Annotated in this window: 16 protein-coding genes; 15 read left to right on the top strand and 1 reads right to left on the bottom strand. The window is 64.6% G+C overall.

Annotated features, from left to right (window positions below):
* Window positions 1-4: 4 nt before the first annotated feature.
* From nuoG to mtnK, 14 genes are all read left to right on the top strand, one after another.
* Window positions 5-2,080, top strand: coding sequence for an NADH-quinone oxidoreductase subunit NuoG (gene nuoG / locus ABIA90_RS16835; protein ID WP_354118026.1), 2,076 nt, complete (start codon window positions 5-7; stop codon window positions 2,078-2,080).
* Window positions 2,081-2,084: 4 nt separating this feature from the next.
* Window positions 2,085-3,152: an NADH-quinone oxidoreductase subunit NuoH gene (gene nuoH / locus ABIA90_RS16830; RefSeq protein ID WP_063982981.1), complete on the top strand. Its 1,068-nt coding sequence runs from the start codon at window positions 2,085-2,087 to the stop codon at window positions 3,150-3,152.
* 8 nt (window positions 3,153-3,160) lie between these two features.
* Window positions 3,161-3,655, top strand: coding sequence for an NADH-quinone oxidoreductase subunit NuoI (gene nuoI, locus ABIA90_RS16825; RefSeq protein ID WP_014494864.1), 495 nt, complete (start codon window positions 3,161-3,163; stop codon window positions 3,653-3,655).
* Between the two features lie 9 nt (window positions 3,656-3,664).
* Window positions 3,665-4,303: an NADH-quinone oxidoreductase subunit J gene (locus tag ABIA90_RS16820; RefSeq protein WP_354118027.1), complete on the top strand. Its 639-nt coding sequence runs from the start codon at window positions 3,665-3,667 to the stop codon at window positions 4,301-4,303.
* Window positions 4,300-4,608, top strand: coding sequence for an NADH-quinone oxidoreductase subunit NuoK (gene nuoK / locus ABIA90_RS16815; protein WP_008547737.1), 309 nt, complete (start codon window positions 4,300-4,302; stop codon window positions 4,606-4,608). Before ABIA90_RS16820 ends, nuoK begins: the two co-directional genes overlap by 4 nt.
* A gap of 8 nt (window positions 4,609-4,616) precedes the next feature.
* Window positions 4,617-6,695: an NADH-quinone oxidoreductase subunit L gene (gene nuoL, locus ABIA90_RS16810; RefSeq protein WP_166342011.1), complete on the top strand. Its 2,079-nt coding sequence runs from the start codon at window positions 4,617-4,619 to the stop codon at window positions 6,693-6,695.
* On the top strand, window positions 6,696-8,204 hold the full coding sequence (locus ABIA90_RS16805; protein WP_135216787.1) for an NADH-quinone oxidoreductase subunit M: 1,509 nt from the start codon (window positions 6,696-6,698) through the stop codon (window positions 8,202-8,204).
* Between the two features lie 22 nt (window positions 8,205-8,226).
* Window positions 8,227-9,663 (top strand): NADH-quinone oxidoreductase subunit NuoN, encoded by a 1,437-nt coding sequence (gene nuoN / locus ABIA90_RS16800; protein ID WP_063982984.1) that lies wholly within the window; start codon window positions 8,227-8,229, stop codon window positions 9,661-9,663.
* A gap of 1 nt (window position 9,664) precedes the next feature.
* Window positions 9,665-10,471 (top strand): biotin--[acetyl-CoA-carboxylase] ligase, encoded by an 807-nt coding sequence (locus ABIA90_RS16795; protein WP_208071089.1) that lies wholly within the window; start codon window positions 9,665-9,667, stop codon window positions 10,469-10,471.
* Window positions 10,471-12,141: a ribonuclease J gene (locus tag ABIA90_RS16790; protein WP_135216789.1), complete on the top strand. Its 1,671-nt coding sequence runs from the start codon at window positions 10,471-10,473 to the stop codon at window positions 12,139-12,141. The genes ABIA90_RS16795 and ABIA90_RS16790 overlap by 1 nt, the downstream gene beginning before the upstream one ends.
* A gap of 41 nt (window positions 12,142-12,182) precedes the next feature.
* Window positions 12,183-12,587 carry a methylmalonyl-CoA epimerase gene (mce, locus tag ABIA90_RS16785; RefSeq protein ID WP_028149063.1) on the top strand — a complete coding sequence of 135 codons (405 nt, stop codon included), beginning with the start codon at window positions 12,183-12,185 and terminating at the stop codon, window positions 12,585-12,587.
* An 11-nt stretch (window positions 12,588-12,598) separates the two neighbouring features.
* A complete protein-coding gene (locus ABIA90_RS16780) occupies window positions 12,599-12,874 on the top strand; it encodes a DUF1467 family protein (protein ID WP_038943027.1) in 276 nt (91 codons plus the stop codon).
* A 36-nt stretch (window positions 12,875-12,910) separates the two neighbouring features.
* Window positions 12,911-13,258 carry a hypothetical protein gene (locus ABIA90_RS16775; protein WP_014494873.1) on the top strand — a complete coding sequence of 116 codons (348 nt, stop codon included), beginning with the start codon at window positions 12,911-12,913 and terminating at the stop codon, window positions 13,256-13,258.
* An 89-nt stretch (window positions 13,259-13,347) separates the two neighbouring features.
* Window positions 13,348-14,634 (top strand): S-methyl-5-thioribose kinase, encoded by a 1,287-nt coding sequence (gene mtnK, locus ABIA90_RS16770; RefSeq protein WP_354118028.1) that lies wholly within the window; start codon window positions 13,348-13,350, stop codon window positions 14,632-14,634.
* Between the two features lie 13 nt (window positions 14,635-14,647).
* On the opposite strand, the gene ABIA90_RS16765 is transcribed toward mtnK, so the two are convergent.
* Window positions 14,648-15,523 (bottom strand): hypothetical protein, encoded by an 876-nt coding sequence (locus tag ABIA90_RS16765; RefSeq protein WP_354118029.1) that lies wholly within the window; start codon window positions 15,521-15,523, stop codon window positions 14,648-14,650.
* Between the two features lie 252 nt (window positions 15,524-15,775).
* Between ABIA90_RS16765 and ABIA90_RS16760 the strand changes: the two genes are divergently transcribed.
* On the top strand, window positions 15,776-17,365 hold the full coding sequence (locus ABIA90_RS16760) for an ABC transporter substrate-binding protein (RefSeq protein WP_354118030.1): 1,590 nt from the start codon (window positions 15,776-15,778) through the stop codon (window positions 17,363-17,365).
* The last annotated feature ends 52 nt before the right edge of the window (window positions 17,366-17,417 follow it).

Here is a 17,417-nt window from a genome sequence, read left to right as displayed (position 1 = left end):
GAGAATGACCAAGCTCATCATCGACGGAAAAGAGATCGATGTCCCCGCCGAGTACACGCTGCTCCAGGCGTGCGAAGCCGCGGGCGCCGAGATTCCGCGCTTCTGCTATCACGAGCGGCTGTCGATCGCCGGCAATTGCCGGATGTGCCTCGTCGAAGTGAAGGGCGGCCCGAAGCCGGTCGCAAGCTGCGCCTGGGGCGTGCGCGATTGCCGTCCGGGCCCCAAGGGCGAGCCGCCGGAAATCTCCACGCGTTCACCGATGGTGAAGAAGGCGCGCGAAGGCGTGATGGAATTCCTTCTCATCAACCATCCGCTGGACTGCCCGATCTGCGACCAGGGCGGCGAGTGCGACCTTCAGGACCAGGCGATGGGCTATGGTGTCGACACCAGCCGCTTCGCCGAGAACAAGCGCGCCGTCGAGGACAAGTACCTCGGCGCGCTGGTCAAGACCTCGATGAACCGCTGCATCCAGTGCACGCGCTGCGTCCGATTCTCGGCGGAAGTCGCCGGCGCCCCCGAGATGGGCGCCACCGGCCGCGGCGAGGACATGGAGATCACGACCTATCTCGAGCACGCGCTGACGTCCGAATTGCAGGGCAATCTCGTCGACATCTGCCCGGTCGGTGCGCTGACCTCGAAGCCCTATGCTTTTGCGGCGCGCCCGTGGGAGCTCGGCAAGACCCAGTCAATCGACGTGATGGACGGCATCGGCTCGGCGATCCGCGTCGATACCCGCGGCCGTGAAGTGATGCGCGTGCTGCCGCGCATTAACGAGGCCGTGAACGAGGAGTGGATCTCCGACAAGACCCGTCACGTCGTCGACGGCCTGCGCACCCAGCGCCTCGACCGGCCCTATATCCGCGAAGCCGGCAAGCTGCGTGCGGCGAGCTGGCCGGAAGCCTTTGCCGCGATCGCCGCGAAAGCGGCGCGCACCGACGGCAAGCGCATCGGCGCGATCGCCGGCGACCTCGCCGGCGTCGAAGAGATGTTCGCGCTGAAGGACCTGCTCGCCAAGTACGGCTCGAGCAATCTGGCGGTGCAGGGCGGCGACGCCTTCGATCCCGCGCTCGGCCGCGGCTCCTACATCTTCAATCCGACGCTGGTCGGCGTCGAGCAGGCCGATGCGCTGCTCATCATCGGCGCCAATCCGCGCAAGGAAGCGGCCGTGTTCAACGCCCGCATCCGCAAGCGCTGGCGCGCCGGCGGCTTCAAGGTCGGCGTGATCGGCGCCAAGGTCGACCTGACCTACGACTATGATCATCTGGGTGCGGGCACCGAGACGCTCGGCGAGCTCGCGGCCGGCAAGCACTCCTTCATGGACGTACTGAAGAACGCCAAGAACCCGATCATCCTGGTCGGCGCGGGCGCGGCCTCGCGCCACGACGGCGCCGCCATTCTCGCCGCCGCCGCCAAGCTGGCGCTCGATGTCGGCGCGGTGAAGGACGGCTGGAACGGCTTCGGCGTGCTGCACGAGACCGCCTCGCGCGTCGGTGCACTCGACATCGGCTTCTCCGCCACGGCAGGTGGCCTGAACGCGGCGCAGATGACGACCTTCGGCACGCTGGACCTGCTGTTCCTGCTCGGTGCCGACGAGATCAAGCCGTCGGACGGCACCTTCGTGGTCTATATCGGCACCCATGGCGACCGCGGCGCGCATCGCGCCGACGTGATCCTGCCGGCCGCCGCCTACACCGAGAAGTCCGCGATCTACGTCAACACCGAAGGCCGCGTGCAGATGACCGGCCGTGCCGCGTTCCCGCCGGGCGAAGCCCGCGAGGACTGGGCGATCGTGCGGGCGCTGTCGGAGGCGCTCGGCAAGAAGCTCGGCTATGACTCGCTGTCGGCACTGCGCCAGGCGATCTTCAAGGCCGCGCCGCACCTGATCCGTCTCGACCAGATCGAGGCCGGTTCCGCCGACCAGATCAAGAAGCTGGCGGGGAAGGGCGGCTCGCCGGAGAAGGCACCGTTCAAGCCGGCGATCGAGGACTTCTATTTGACCAACCCAATCGCGCGTGCGTCCGCCGTGATGGCGGAATGCTCGCGGCTTGCCTCCGGGCAGATGCTGACCGCAGCGGAGTGAGCCGATGGAATTCTTCGAAAGCGCATTCTGGACCGGTTTCCTCTGGCCGCTGATCATCATGGTCGCGGAGAGCGTCCTGGTGCTCGTCGTCCTGCTGGTCGCGATCGCCTACATCCTGCTCGCCGACCGCAAGATCTGGGCGGCGGTGCAGATCCGCCGCGGCCCGAACGTGGTCGGCCCCTGGGGCCTGCTGCAGTCCTTCGCGGACCTGCTGAAGTTCGTGCTGAAGGAGCCGATCATCCCGTCCGGCGCCAACAAGGGCGTATTCCTGCTGGCGCCGCTGGTGTCGTGCGTGCTCGCGCTCGCCGCCTGGGCGGTGATCCCGACCAATCTCGGCTGGGTGATCTCCGACATCAATGTCGGCGTGCTCTTCATCTTCGCGATCTCGTCGCTGTCGATCTACGGCATCATCATGGCCGGCTGGTCGTCGAACTCGAAATACCCGTTCCTGGCCGCGCTGCGCTCGGCGGCGCAGATGGTGTCCTACGAGGTCTCGATCGGCTTCGTCATCATCACGGTGCTGCTCTGCGCCGGCACGCTGAACCTGTCGGCCGTGGTTGAGGCCCAGCATGCCCGTGGCCTCGCCAGCCTGATCGGGTTGCCGCAGCTCACCATCCTGAACTGGTATGTGTGGCCGCTGTTCCCGATGTTTGTAATCTTCTACGTCTCGGCGTTGGCGGAAACCAACCGTCCGCCGTTCGACCTCGTCGAAGCTGAATCAGAGCTCGTCGCCGGCTTCATGGTCGAATACGGCTCGACGCCGTATCTGCTGTTCATGCTCGGCGAGTATGTCGCGATCGTCACGATGTGCGCGCTGGCGACGATCCTGTTCCTCGGAGGCTGGCTGCCGCCGGTGGATCTGCCGCCCTTCAACTGGGTGCCGGGGATCATCTGGTTCTCGCTCAAAGTGTTCTTCATGTTCTTCCTGTTCGCGATGGCAAAGGCGATCGTGCCGCGCTACCGCTACGACCAATTGATGCGCCTCGGCTGGAAGGTTTTCCTGCCGCTGTCGCTGGCGATGGTGGTCGTGGTGGCCGGTGTGCTGCATTTCGCCGGCATCGCGCCGAAGTGAGGGCCGTCATGGGTATCAATGTCAACGCCACCGCACGCTCGCTCCTGCTGTCGGAATTCGTCTCGGCGTTCTTCCTCGCCATGCGCTATTTCTTCCAGCCGAAGCCGACGCTGAACTATCCCTTCGAGAAGGGCCCGATCTCGCCGCGCTTCCGCGGCGAGCATGCGCTGCGCCGCTATCCGAACGGCGAAGAGCGCTGCATCGCCTGCAAGCTGTGCGAAGCCATTTGCCCGGCGCAGGCCATCACCATCGAGGCCGGCCCGCGCCGCAACGACGGCACCCGCCGCACCGTGCGCTACGACATCGACATGGTGAAGTGCATTTATTGCGGCCTCTGCCAGGAGGCCTGTCCGGTCGACGCCATCGTCGAAGGTCCGAACTTCGAATTCGCGACCGAGACCCGCGAGGAACTGTTCTATGACAAGGCCAAGCTGCTCGCCAATGGCGACCGCTGGGAACGCGAGATCGCGAAAGCGATCGAGCTCGACGCGCCGTACCGGTGAGATGAGAGCATGATCCTTCCCGCGCTGTTCTTCTATCTCTTCGCCGGCGTCTGCGTCGCCTCGGCGGTGATGGTGATTGTCTCGCGCAATCCCGTGCACTCCGTGCTGTACCTGATCCTGGCCTTCGTCAACGCCTCCGGCCTGTTCGTGCTGATGGGCGCCGAATTCCTCGCGATGATCCTGATCGTCGTCTATGTCGGCGCCGTCGCGGTGCTGTTCCTGTTCGTGATCATGATGCTCGACGTCGACTTCCTCGAGCTGCGCGAGGGCTTCATCGAGTACCTGCCGGTGGGCCTCGTGATCGGCGGCATCTTCCTGTTCGAGCTGCTGCTCACCGTCGGCTTCTGGGTCATCAACCCCAGCGTCTCCAAGACGATCACGGCGGCGATCCCGACCAATGTCAGCAACACCGAGGCGCTCGGGCTCGTGCTCTATACGAAGTACATCCACTACTTCCAGCTCGCGGGCATGGTGCTGCTGGTCGCCATGATCGGCGCCATCGTGCTGACGCTGCGCCACAAGGCGAACGTGAAGCGGCAGGACATCAACGTTCAGAATGCACGCACGCCCGAGATGGCGATGGCGATGCGCAAGGTGGCGTCGGGGCAGGGGCTGCAGGACAGCGACGCGGCGGAGTGGGTGAAATGACGATCGGGCTCGGACATTATCTGGCGGTCGGCGCGATCCTGTTCACGCTCGGGATCCTCGGCATCTTCCTGAACCGCAAGAACATCATCGTCATCCTGATGTCGATCGAGCTGATCCTGCTCTCGGTCAACATCAACCTCGTGGCATTCTCGACCTTCCTCGGCGACATCGTCGGCCAGGTCTTCGCATTGCTGGTGCTGACGGTTGCTGCTGCGGAAGCCGCGATCGGTCTCGCCATCCTGGTGGTCTATTTCCGCAACCGCGGCTCGATCGCGGTTGAGGACGTCAATCTGATGAAGGGCTGAGCTCAGTCATGGTTCAGGCGATTGTCTTTCTGCCTCTGCTGGGCGCCATCCTTGCTGGCCTGATCGCGCTGTTCGGCGCGCATGCCCGCAACCCCTCGGGCGACGCGGTCGAGCATCACGGCGATCATGGCCACGGCGACGCGCATGCGTCGGCGGCCCATGACGACCATGGTCACGACGATCACGCTCACGATGACCACGGCCATGGCCCGGTCGAGCCGCCGGCCGCGGGCTCGCGGGGCGCCGAGCTGATCACGACCGCACTGCTGTTCGTCTCGGCGGCGCTGTCCTGGATGACGCTGGTCGATGTCGGCTTCATGCACCACGACATGCGCATTCCGCTGTTGCCCTGGATCATGTCTGGCGACCTCCAGGTCTACTGGACGCTGCGGGTCGACACGCTCACCGCCGTGATGCTGGTGGTGGTGACGACCGTGTCCTCGCTCGTGCACCTCTATTCCATCGGCTACATGGACGAGGATCCGTATCGGCCGCGCTTCTTCGGCTATCTCTCGCTGTTCACCTTCGCCATGCTGATGCTGGTGACGGCCGACAACCTCGTGCAGCTGTTCTTCGGCTGGGAAGGCGTGGGTCTCGCCAGCTATCTCCTGATCGGCTTCTGGTACCAGAAGCCGTCGGCGAACGCGGCGGCGATCAAGGCCTTCGTGGTCAACCGCGTCGGCGATTTCGGCTTCGCGCTCGGCATTTTCGCGATCTTCATGCTGACGAGCTCGACCGATTTCGAGACCATCTTCCATGCAGCTCCGAGCCTGACCGGCAAGACCATCGACTTCCTCGGCTGGCACGCCGACGCGCTGACCCTGACCTGCCTCCTGCTGTTCATGGGCGCGATGGGCAAGTCGGCGCAGTTCCTGCTGCACACCTGGTTGCCGGACGCGATGGAAGGACCGACCCCGGTCTCCGCGCTGATCCACGCCGCGACCATGGTCACCGCCGGCGTGTTCATGGTGGCGCGCCTGTCGCCGCTGTTCGAACTCGCCCCGAACGCGCAGGCCGTCGTGATGTTCTTCGGCGCCACCACGGCGTTCTTCGCCGCGACCATCGGCCTCGTCCAGAACGACATCAAGCGCATCGTCGCGTACTCGACCTGTTCGCAGCTCGGCTACATGTTCGTGGCGATGGGAGCAGGGGCCTATTCAGTCGGCATGTTCCACCTGTTCACGCACGCCTTCTTCAAGGCGCTGCTGTTCTTGGGTTCCGGCTCGGTGATCTACGCGATGCACCACGAGCAGGACATCCGCAACATGGGCGGCCTCTGGCGCAAGATCCCCTACACCTATGCGGTGATGGTGATCGGCACGCTGGCGCTCACGGGCTTCCCGCTCACGGCGGGCTATTTCTCCAAGGACGCCATCATCGAGTCCGCCTACGCCTCGCATAATCCGTTCGCGATGTACGGCTTCCTGATGACGGTCGTCGCCGCCGGCCTGACCTCGTTCTACTCTTGGCGCCTGATCTTCAAGACCTTCCACGGCGAGCCCCATGACGAGCATCACTACGAGGCCGCGCATGAGGCTCCGCTCTGGATACTGATCCCGATCGGCGTTCTCGCGGTCGGCTCGATCGTCGCGGGCTTCCCGTTCAAGGAGCTGTTCGCCGGTCACGGCGTCGAGGAGTTCTTCCGCGAGTCCGTGAAGATGAACCCGCACATCATCGAGGAGATGCACCACATCCCCGAGACCATCGCCATCCTGCCGACGGTGATGATGGTGCTGGGCTTCCTGGTGTCGTATCTGTTCTACATCCGCCGGCCCTATCTGCCGGTCGAGCTCGCGAACACCCAGCCGATGCTGTACCAGTTCCTGCTCAACAAATGGTACTTCGACGAGCTCTACGATCTCATCTTCGTCCGCCCGGCGAAGTGGATCGGCTATCAGCTCTGGAAGAAGGGTGATGGCTTCATCATCGACGGTCTCGGTCCCGACGGTATCTCGGCCCGCGTGCTGGACGTCACCCGCAACGTGGTGAAGATCCAGACCGGCTATCTCTATCACTACGCGTTCGCCATGCTGATCGGCGCCGCCGGCCTGATCACCTGGTTCATGTTCGGCTTTGGAGGCCAGTAAATGACAACCTGGCCAATCCTTTCGGTCACGACGTTCCTGCCGCTGGTTGGCGCGCTGATCGTCTATCTCAGCCGAGGCGATGACGAGGCGGCTCGGCGCAATGCGCGCTGGATCGCGCTGTGGACCACGCTGATCACCTTCGCGGTGTCGGTGATCCTGGTGATGCGCTTCGATCCGTCGAGCGCCGACTTCCAGTTCGTCGAGAAGGCGAACTGGCTCGCCACCGGCATCACCTACCACATGGGCGTCGACGGCATCTCGCTGCCGCTGGTGATCCTGACCACCGCCATCATGCCGTTCTGCATCATCGCGAGCTGGAAGGCGATCACCAACCGCGTCCGCGAATACATGATGGCGTTCCTGATCCTGGAAACGCTGATGATCGGCACCTTCTCGGCGCTCGATCTCGTGCTGTTCTACCTGTTCTTCGAGGGCGGCCTGATCCCGATGTTCCTGATCATCGGCGTCTGGGGCGGCCCGCGCCGGGTCTACGCGTCGTTCAAGTTCTTCCTCTACACGCTGCTCGGCTCGGTGCTGATGCTGCTCGCCATCATGGCGCTGTACTGGAACGGCGGCACCACCGACATCCCGACCCTGATGCACACCGCCGTGCCGCGGTCGCTGCAGACCTGGGCCTGGCTCGCCTTCTTCGCCTCGTTCGCGGTGAAGATGCCGATGTGGCCGGTGCACACCTGGCTCCCCGACGCCCACGTCGAGGCGCCGACCGCGGGCTCGGTGGTGCTGGCTGCGATCCTGCTGAAGATGGGCGGCTACGGCTTCCTGCGCTTCTCGCTGCCGATGTTCCCCCTGGCCTCGCACGACTTCGCGCCGCTAATCTTCACGCTCTCCGCGATTGCGATCATCTACACCTCGCTGGTGGCGCTGATGCAGGAGGACATGAAGAAGCTGATCGCGTACTCGTCAGTGGCGCATATGGGCTTCGTCACCATGGGCATCTTCGCCGGCACCATGCAGGGCGTCGCCGGCGGCGTGTTCCAGATGATCTCGCACGGCATCGTCTCCGGCGCGCTGTTCCTCTGCGTCGGCATCGTCTACGACCGCATGCACACCCGCGAGATCGCGGCCTATGGCGGCCTCGTCAACCGGATGCCGCTCTACGCGCTGACCTTCATGATCTTCACCATGGCCAATGTCGGTCTGCCCGGCACCTCCGGCTTCGTCGGCGAGTTCATGACGCTGCTCGGCACCTTCAAGGTCTCGATCCCGACCGCGTTCTTCGCGACCTTCGGCGTGATCCTGTCGGCCTGCTACGCGCTGTGGCTGTACCGCAAGGTCGTGTTCGGGGCGCTGGTCAAGCCGTCGCTGGCGAGCATGAAGGATCTCACTTTCCGCGAGTGCGTGACGCTGTTCCCGCTGATCGCGCTGACGATCCTGTTCGGCGTCTATCCGAAGCCGGTGCTCGACATGTCGGCCGTCTCGGTCCAGCAACTCGTCAATAATTACAACACCGCTGTGACGGCCGTGAAGGCCGCCGCACTGCTCCAGTGATCGGGCAGGTCAGGATATCGCCATGAGCTTTGAGACTGCAGGTTATCAACTGGCGCCGGTGCTGCCCGAGATTGTGCTCGCGGTCGGCGCCATGGCACTCTTGATGCTGGGGGCCTATCGCGGGCAGGAGACCACCAAGACCGTCACGACGCTTTCGGTCCTGCTGCTGGTCGTGGTCGGCGTGCTCGTCTACGCACAGCCTGCGGGCAAGCACGTCACCTTCGGCGGCAGCTTCATCGTCGACGATTTTGCCCGCTTCATGAAGATCCTGGCCCTGATCGGCTCGGCGGTGACGCTGGTGCTGTCGACCGAGTTCCTGTCGGACCCGTCGCGCCGGATCTTCGAATACGCGATCCTGGTGCTGCTCTCGACGCTCGGCATGATGGTGCTGATCTCGGCCGGCGACTTGATCTCGCTCTATCTCGGCCTCGAGCTGATGTCGCTCGCGCTCTATGTCGTGGCGGCCTCGAACCGCGACAACGCCAAGTCGACCGAAGCCGGCCTGAAGTACTTCGTGCTCGGCGCGCTGTCCTCGGGCATGCTGCTCTACGGTTCCTCGCTGGTCTACGGCTTCACCGGCACGGTCAGCTTCACCGGCATCGCGGCGGCCGCGACGGTCTCGAATATCGGCCTGGTGTTCGGCCTGGTCTTCCTGCTCGCCGGCCTCTGCTTCAAGGTCTCGGCCGTGCCGTTCCACATGTGGACGCCTGACGTCTACGAGGGCGCGCCGACGCCGGTCACCGCCTTCTTCGCCTCGGCGCCGAAGGTGGCCGCGCTCGCCGTTTTCACGCGCGTCACGCTGACCGCGTTCCCCGGCATCGTCTCGCAGTGGCAGCAGATCCTGGTGTTCGTGGCGATCGCCTCGATGGCGCTCGGCTCTTTCGCCGCGATCGGCCAGTCCAACATCAAGCGCCTGATGGCTTATTCCTCGATCGGCCACATGGGCTTTGCCCTGGTCGGCCTCGCCTCCGGCACGGTCGAGGGCGCGCAGGGCGTCTTGATGTACATCGTGATCTATGTGGCGATGACGCTCGGCTCGTTCTCGGTCATTCTGGCGATGAAGCGCAACGGCCAGGCCGTCGAGAAGATCAGCGATTTCGCCGGTCTGTCGCGGACCAATCCGCTGCTCGCCTTCATGTTCGCGATGCTGCTGTTTTCGCTCGCCGGAATCCCGCCGCTCGCCGGCTTCTTCGCCAAATGGTACGTCTTCGTCGCCGCCATCAAGGCGAACCTGTTCACGCTCGCCGTCATCGGCGTGTTGACCAGCGTCGTGGGCGCCTACTACTACCTGACCATCGTCAAGACGATGTACTTCGACGAGCCGGCCGGTCAGGTCGATCCGGTGCGCGTCGAGGTGAAGACTGTGCTGGCTGTCTTTGGCCTGTTCAACATCCTCTTCGCGCTGTTCGCGGGCCCGGTGGTGAGCGTCGCCTCCGCCGCGGCAAAGTCGCTGTTTTAGGATGGGGTTCGCGCTCGGTCCTCGCGCACTCTCGGCGGGCTACAAGCTCGCAGCTTTCGAACGGACCGGCTCGACCAACACCGACGCCATCGAGCACGCGCGGGCCGGCGAACGCGGCCCGATGTGGTTCGTCACCTCCGACCAGACCGCCGGTCGTGGCCGGCGCCAGCGCGCCTGGATCGCGCCAAAGGGCAATCTCGCCGCCAGCGTCCTCGAGGTCCTGGATATTGCGCCTGCAGTTGCCGCCACCATCGGGTTTGCGGCGGGGCTTGCGGAAGAGGCGGCGCTGGAGAAGGTCAGCCTCGAGGCCGCGTTGCGGCTTGGTCCTGAGCGGCCCAGATACGCCCTGAAATGGCCGAATGACGTCCTCGCGGGCGGCAAGAAGCTGGTCGGCATTGGCCTCGAAGCCGAGGCCATCGGCGATCGTCTCGCCGTCGTCGTCGGCATCGGCACCAACGTCGTGGCGGCGCCGGAGGGGACGCCGACGCCGGCCGTGTCGTTGGCCGCGCTCGGCGTCCAGATCAGCGCGGAAGAGCTGTTCTCGGCGCTGTCCGACGCCTGGGTCGAGTTCCTCGGCATCTGGGACAACGGCCGCGGCTTTGCGGAGATCCGCAAGCTGTGGCTGGAGCGCGCCTGCGGCCTCGGCGAACGGGTCGCGATCAACACGGGGACGATGACGCTGGAAGGCATTTTCGACACCATCGACGACACAGGCTGCCTGATCGTCCGCACCGTTGACGGCCGACGCCTCCCGGTGGCGGCCGGCGAGGTGTTCTTCGGCTCGGCCGCCTCCGTGGGAGCTGCGTGATGGCGAAGCCTGACGAACTGGTATTTGCGCCGCTCGGCGGCGTCGGCGAGATCGGCATGAATTTGTCGATCTACGGCCTCGGCAACCGCCAGCAGCGCGCCTGGCTGGCGGTCGATCTCGGCGTCTCCTTCGGCGACGAGGAGCATCTGCCGGGCATCGACCTGATCATGCCCGACATCAGTTTCCTGGAGAAGGAACGCAAGAACCTGATGGGTCTCGTGCTCACCCACGCCCATGAGGACCATTTCGGCGCCATCATCGACCTCTGGCCGAAGCTGAAATGCCCGATCTATGCCACGCAGTTCAGCGCGGCGCTGTTCGAGGCAAAATGCGCCGCCGAGCGCAATGCGCCGAAAATCCCGGTGACGGTGGTGCCGTCGGGCGGCCGCGTCGATATCGGCCCGTTCAACGTCGAGTTCATTCCCGTCGCGCATTCGATCCCGGAAGCGCACGCGCTGGCGATCCACACTGACGTCGGCACGGTGCTGCACACCGGCGACTGGAAGATCGACCCGACCCCGACGCTCGGGAGCCCGACCGACGAGAAGCGGCTGCGCGAACTCGGCGAGGAGGGCGTGCTCGCCCTGATCGGTGATTCCACCAACGCCGTGCGTGACGGACGCTCGCCCTCGGAAGCCGAGGTCGCGCGAACCATCATCGACCTGGTCAAGGCCGCCAAGGGCCGCGTCGCGGTGACGACCTTCGCCTCCAACGTCGCGCGCATCAAGGCCGTCGCCGCCGCGGCCAGGGCTGCCGATCGCGAGGTCGTCGTGGTCGGCCGCGCCATGGAGCGCGTCGTGCAGGTCGCGCGCGAGACCGGTTATCTCGACGGCGTGCAGAATTTCCGCTCGCCCGAGGTCTACGGCCATCTTCCGCAGGACAAGGTGCTGGCGCTGTGCACCGGCAGCCAGGGCGAGCCGCGCGCGGCACTGGCGCGCATCGCCAATGACGACCATCCCGAGATCACGCTCAACCGCGGCGACAGCGTGATCTTCTCCTCGCGCACCATCCCGGGCAACGAGAAGGCCGTCGGCTCGATCATCAACAATCTGGTGCTGCAGGGGGTCGAGGTCCTCACCGACCGCGACCATCTGGTCCACGTCTCCGGCCATCCCCGCCGCGACGAATTGCGCGACATGATCGCCTGGACCAAGCCGCAGCTCCTGATCCCCGTCCATGGCGAGGCGCTGCACCTGAACGAGCATGCCAAGCTCGCGCGCGCCGCCGGCGTGCCGCGCGTCCTGGTCGTTCGCAACGGCGACCTGATCAAGCTCGGCCCGGGTGATCCCGGCATCATCGGCGAGGTGCCCTCCGGCCGGATCTACAAGGACGGCACGATCTTGGAGGACTCCAAGTCCCGCGCCGTGGTCGAGCGTCGCCGCATGGCTTTCTCCGGCTGCGCCTTCGTCGCGGTCGCGATGACGGAGCAGGGCGAGCTTGCCGACGATCCCGAGGTCGATCTCGTCGGCATTCCCGAGAAGAACCGGGACGGCGAGCCCTTCGACGACCTCGTCTTCGATGCCGTGGTCTCCACCATCGAGGGCCTGCCGAAGGCCCGCCGCCGCGATGCGGATGCCCTGGCTGAGTCGGTGCGACGCGCTGTCCGGGCCGTCATCAACGAACATTGGGGCAAAAAGCCCCCCTGTCTGGTACACGTCCTGACGGTGTAGTTGAGCATGGTCTTCGGATCATGCGCTGAGGGAGAAGAAACATGCTGGGTCGCCTCAACCATGTCGCGATCGCGACCAAGGACGCCGTCAAGTCCGCCAAGATCTATGGCGCGGCGTTCGGGGCGCAGATCTCGGAGGCGGTCGCGCTGCCCGAGCATGGCGTTACCACCGTGTTCGCGACGCTGCCCAATACCAAGATCGAGTTCATCGAGCCGCTCGGCGAGGCCTCGCCGATCGCGAAGTTCCTCGAGCGCAATGCCGACGGCGGCATCCACCATATCTGCTACGAGGTCGTCGACATCATCGCCTCGCGTGACACGCTGGTGAAGGAGGGCGCGCGGGTGCTTGGCGACGGCGTGCCGAAGATCGGCGCCCATGGCAAGCCGGTGCTGTTCCTGCACCCGAAGGATTTTTCCGGGGCGCTGGTCGAAATCGAGCAGGCGTAGGGCGCCGGATCATGGCCATCCAGATATCGACCGCGCTTGCGATCTACTTCGTCATCTGGTGGATCGCGCTGTTCCTGACGCTGCCGTTCGGCGTGCGCAGCCAGCACGAGGACGGCGTCGGCGCGCCCGGCACCGACCCCGGCGCACCGGTTCTGACGCGGATGAGAGGCAAGCTGATCTGGACCACGATCATCTCGGCGATCATCTACGGGATCGGCATCGCGGCCTATCATGCCGGCTATCTTTCGATTGAGCGCTTGTCCAAATTGATGGGAATGCCGTTCTAGACGTTTTTGCCGACAATATTGCTTTGGGGGAAACGAATGACTTTTCAGCGGATCGTCATCGCGCTTCTGGTGCTGATCGTCGCCGGCCTTGGCGCCATCGGCTACTTCGAGTGGAAGATGGCCGTGCAGGTCCGAACGCTGAAGGCGTTCGTCGAGGGCTCTGTCTTCAACGAAGCCGTGATGGCCTGCGAGCAGGCCAAGAGCTCGACGCCGTTCAAGTGGAACGGGGGCAAGAGCACCTCGGTGATCGGCCTGAACTCGGTCAAGCTGGACAAATACACCGTCAGCGCCAGCTACACGCTGGTGGCGGACAGCGTCTATTGTGATTACGATCCCATCAAAAGAAAGGCCGAGATCGGCTCGAGCTTCCTGGAGCGGGAGTAACGATCCGGCCATGCCAAGAGCATGATCCGGAAAAGTGCGAAGCGGTTTTCCGATAAGATCGTGCTCAAATATCATGGGGTGGGATCGTCATGGCCGACGCGGGGGACTACCGGATTCTGCATGAGGCGGCCTTGCGGGACTATCTCGCGGGTATTTCCGACCTGAAGGCACTCATCGGCGGCGAGCCGGCCGCCTGGGGCATCACCGAGGTCGGCGACGGCAATCTCAATCTCGTCTTCATCGTCAAGGGCGCGCGCGGCGGCGTCGCCGTGAAGCAGGCGCTGCCCTACGTCCGCCTCGTCGGCGAGAGCTGGCCGCTGCCGCTGTCGCGGGCCCATTACGAATATCTCGCTTTGTCGAAGCAGGCCCAGCTCGCGCCCGGTCTCGTGCCGGCCCTGCTGCACCACAACGAGACGCTGGCGCTGACGGTAATGGAGCTGCTCGAGCCCCACATCATCATGCGCAAGGGGATGGTCGCCGCAACGCAATATCCCGGTTTCGTGGACGACATCACCACGTTCATGGCGCGCACCCTGTTCTTCACCTCCGACCTCGCGCTGTCGGCGGCCGAGAAGAAGCAGGGCATCGCCGCCTTTGCCGGCAACCACGCGCTGTGCAAGATCACCGAGGACCTGATCTTCACCGATCCCTACCGCATTGCGGAGCAGAACCGCTGGACCGCGCCTTATCTCGACCGCCTGGCCGCAGAGCTGCGCGATGACATGGAGCTGCATGTCGCGATCTCCCGGCTGAAGCTGAAGTTCATGGCAAGCCCCGAGGCGCTGCTCCACGGCGATCTCCACACCGGCTCGATCATGGTGACGGAGAGCCAGACGCGGGTGATCGATCCCGAATTCGCGTTCTACGGCCCGATGGGATTCGACGTCGGCGCCGTGCTTGCGAACCTCCTGATGGCCTATTTCGCCTCCGCCGGCCACGAGCGCGCGCCGGGTGAGCGGCAGGCGTTCGAAAGCTGGGTACTGGAGACGGTCGAGCAGGTCTGGAACGAGTTCGCCCGCAAGTTCCTCGATCTCTGGCGCGCTGGCGGCGCCGGCGACGCCTATCCGGCCTCGCTCTTCGCCGGCGAGAAGGGCGCCGCATGCCTGGAAGCCGAGCGGCAGGCCTACATGCAGCGGCTGTTCACTGACACCGTCGGCTTCGCCGCCGCCAAAACCCTCCGCCGTATCTTCGGCCTGGCCCACAACATCGACTTCGAGCTGATCGAGGACCCGAAGAAGCGCGCGATCAGCGAGGCCCGCGCCGTGCGGCTGGCGCGGGCGATGATGGTGGAGACGGGAGCATCTCGGACGATTGCTGACATCACAGGCGCCGCGCGAAAACTGCGGGACTGGATGCCTGAGTTTGCAAACGGCTAGGGGCCGATGCGCATCAATAAAGCCGCATCGGCAGCAGGACGCCGTCCGTGCCGGCCAGCAGGCCCCAGGTCTCGTTGGCCGCGACCTCGAACTCCCGGCTCTGGACCGTGCCGCCCTCGACCTTGAGGGTGACCTTGTACTTGCCGGGCGGCAGATCGATCTTTTGGCTGTCAGGTATTTCGGCTGCGGCGGAGTCGGAGTGCGCCAGTTTCTCGCCGGCGTGCGCCGCCAGCTTGATGGTCTGGTCGGCGACGGTGATGACCGCCCCGTCGTCCGACTTGTTGCCGAGCATCAGCTTTGCCTGCCTCGGCCTCGGCAGGAGGCCGGCATTCGCGATACCCGGCTTGCGCAGCGAAAGTTCGGCGATTGTCCTGTCGTCCTGACGGGAAAGCCGGACCAGGACCGGTCCACGGGCCGTCGTGAAGGTGATCACGGCCCGGTCCGGTTCGACCACCGTCTCGATCCAGCCACGCTTGCCGAGCTCGGCGCGATAGAAGCCGAGCACAGCCGTGAGATCGCGCGGGGTCTCGGCGTAGACTGACGCGATGAACGGCGAATTCTTCGCCGTAGCGATGCTCCAGCTCTCAGGCAGTGGCAGACCGGTGCCCTGGGAAACCCTGGCCTCGAAACCCGCACCTGCGCCCCGTGCGACCGCTCTGACGGGGATGCTCAGCAGTCGTTCGACGAAATTATCCGGAGTGTCATGGCCCCGGACCGCCCACCACGTTTCGTCAAGATAGTCGTTCACGCCGGTGGTGCGACTCCAGCTGAACCGGATGCTGTCCGCCTCGCTGTACCGGCCGAGGCTGGCCGCGACCGGGCTTGCCAGCACGGCCGTGGCGGCGAGCAGTCCGCCCGCGAGCAAGATACCTAGCGTTCGGCGATTCATTTTTTCCGCAATCCCTGGGGCTCAGATAACGATCCTGAGCTTGGTCGCGTTGATCACGAAAAATGTTCACTGCTCTTGGTCGCTCATGATGCACCGCAATCGGCGGCTTGCACCGCTTGGGACGCAATCTGGCCTCCGAGGGTCTCGCGAGCGCCGCGTTCCGGAACTCGTCGCCATCAAAACGAAGCTTGCGTTCGACGGGCTACGAATGATCAAATCCCTAATCGGAATACCTGCGTTGTTGGGGGACACATGATGTTCAGGATGATCGCGATCGTCGCTGGTTTGGGGCTGGCGCTCGCCACCTCGGCGGAGGCCCAGGCGCCGCGCAAGGGCGGAACCATCCGCATGACGGCGCCCTACGGTTCGAGTTTCACGAGCCTCGATATTCACACCACGCAGCGCGCCCAGGACGAGATCTACGCCAAGGCGCTGCACCGGTCGCTCTACATCTGGAATTCCGCGGAGGGCAAGCCGGTTCTGGAGCTCGCCAAGGAGGACGTGGTCTCGGGCGGCGGTCTCGTTCACACCTTCAAGCTGCGCGACGACGCCTATTTCCACAACGGCCGCAAGATGACCGCCGACGACGTCATCTGGTCCTACAACCGCATCATGGACGGCACCAAGGCCTATCCCGGCGCGCGCTTTGTCCGGGTGATCGAGGGCGCGGCCGCGGTGGAGAAGGGCCAGGCCAAGGAGATCTCCGGCCTGAAGAAGATCGACGACTTCACCCTCGAAATGAAGCTGACCGAGAAAGTCGATCCGGGCTTCTATTTCTTCACCGCGCTGACCTCGATCTATCCCGCCGACGAGGCCGCCAAGGAGAGCTTCATCCAGAAGCCGATCGGTCTCGGGCCGTTCAAATTCGTCGAGCACGTGCCGGGATCGCGCATCGTTTTGGAGCGCTGGGACCGGTTCTACAAGCCGGGCAAGCCCTACGCCGACAAGGTCATCGTGTCGATCATGGGTGAGGCCGCGGCGCGCGATGTCGCCTTCCGCAACAAGGAGATCGACACCTCGGTGCTGGGACCTGCGCAATATGTCGCCTATCAGTCCGACGCCGACCTCAAGGGCACCATCGTCGAGGTCGCCGAGGTCTTCACGCGCTATATGGGCATGAACCCCTCGTTCAAGCCGTTCACCGACAAGCGCGTCCGGCAGGCGATCAACTACGCGATCGATACCGACCTGATCATCAGCAAGCTGGTCAAGGGCAAAGCCTATCGCGCCACCAGCTGGCTGCCGCTGACTTCGCCAGCCTACGACAAGGCGATGAAGCCTTACCCCTACGATCCCGCCAAGGCCAAGCAGCTGCTCGCGGAGGCCGGCTATCCGCAGGGCTTCGAGTTCGAATGGACCACCAGCCAGAATGAAAGCTGGGGTCTGCCGATCGTCTCGGCCGTGATCCCGATGCTGGACAAGGTCGGCATCAAGGCGAAGGTCAAGCAGGTCGAGACCGCGGTGCTGGCCGAGGTGGTGCGCAGCGGCGACTACCAGGCCTTCATCTATTCCCAGGCGACCGGCCCGGATCCCCAGGCCGCGCTCAAATGCTTCCACTCCTCGACGCCGCAGCCGGCCTGCAACTACATGAACTACAGGAATGCCGATTTCGACAAGCTGATCGATGCGGCAGGGCAGGCCGACGATGCCGCAAAGCGCACCGAGCTGCTGCAAAAGGCCAATGCGCTGCTCTATGAGGAAGCGCCGGTCTGGTTCTTCAACTACAACAAGGCGGTCATGGCGGTGCAGCCATGGCTCAAGGGCGTTCAGCTCAATGCGACGGAGCTGACCCACCAGAACGTCGAAGACCTCTGGGTCGACGAGACCTCGCCCGCGAAGTGACACGCGCTCTCGCGCTCCCTCCATCGCGACGAGCGGTGGGGGGGAGAGGAAA

The organism is Bradyrhizobium sp. LA6.8 (assembly GCF_040547935.1).
GTDB classification, from domain to species: Bacteria; Pseudomonadota; Alphaproteobacteria; order Rhizobiales; family Xanthobacteraceae; genus Bradyrhizobium; species Bradyrhizobium barranii.
The sequence above is the reverse complement of the archived record's forward strand: the minus strand, read 5'-3'. Positions and strand labels throughout refer to the sequence as shown.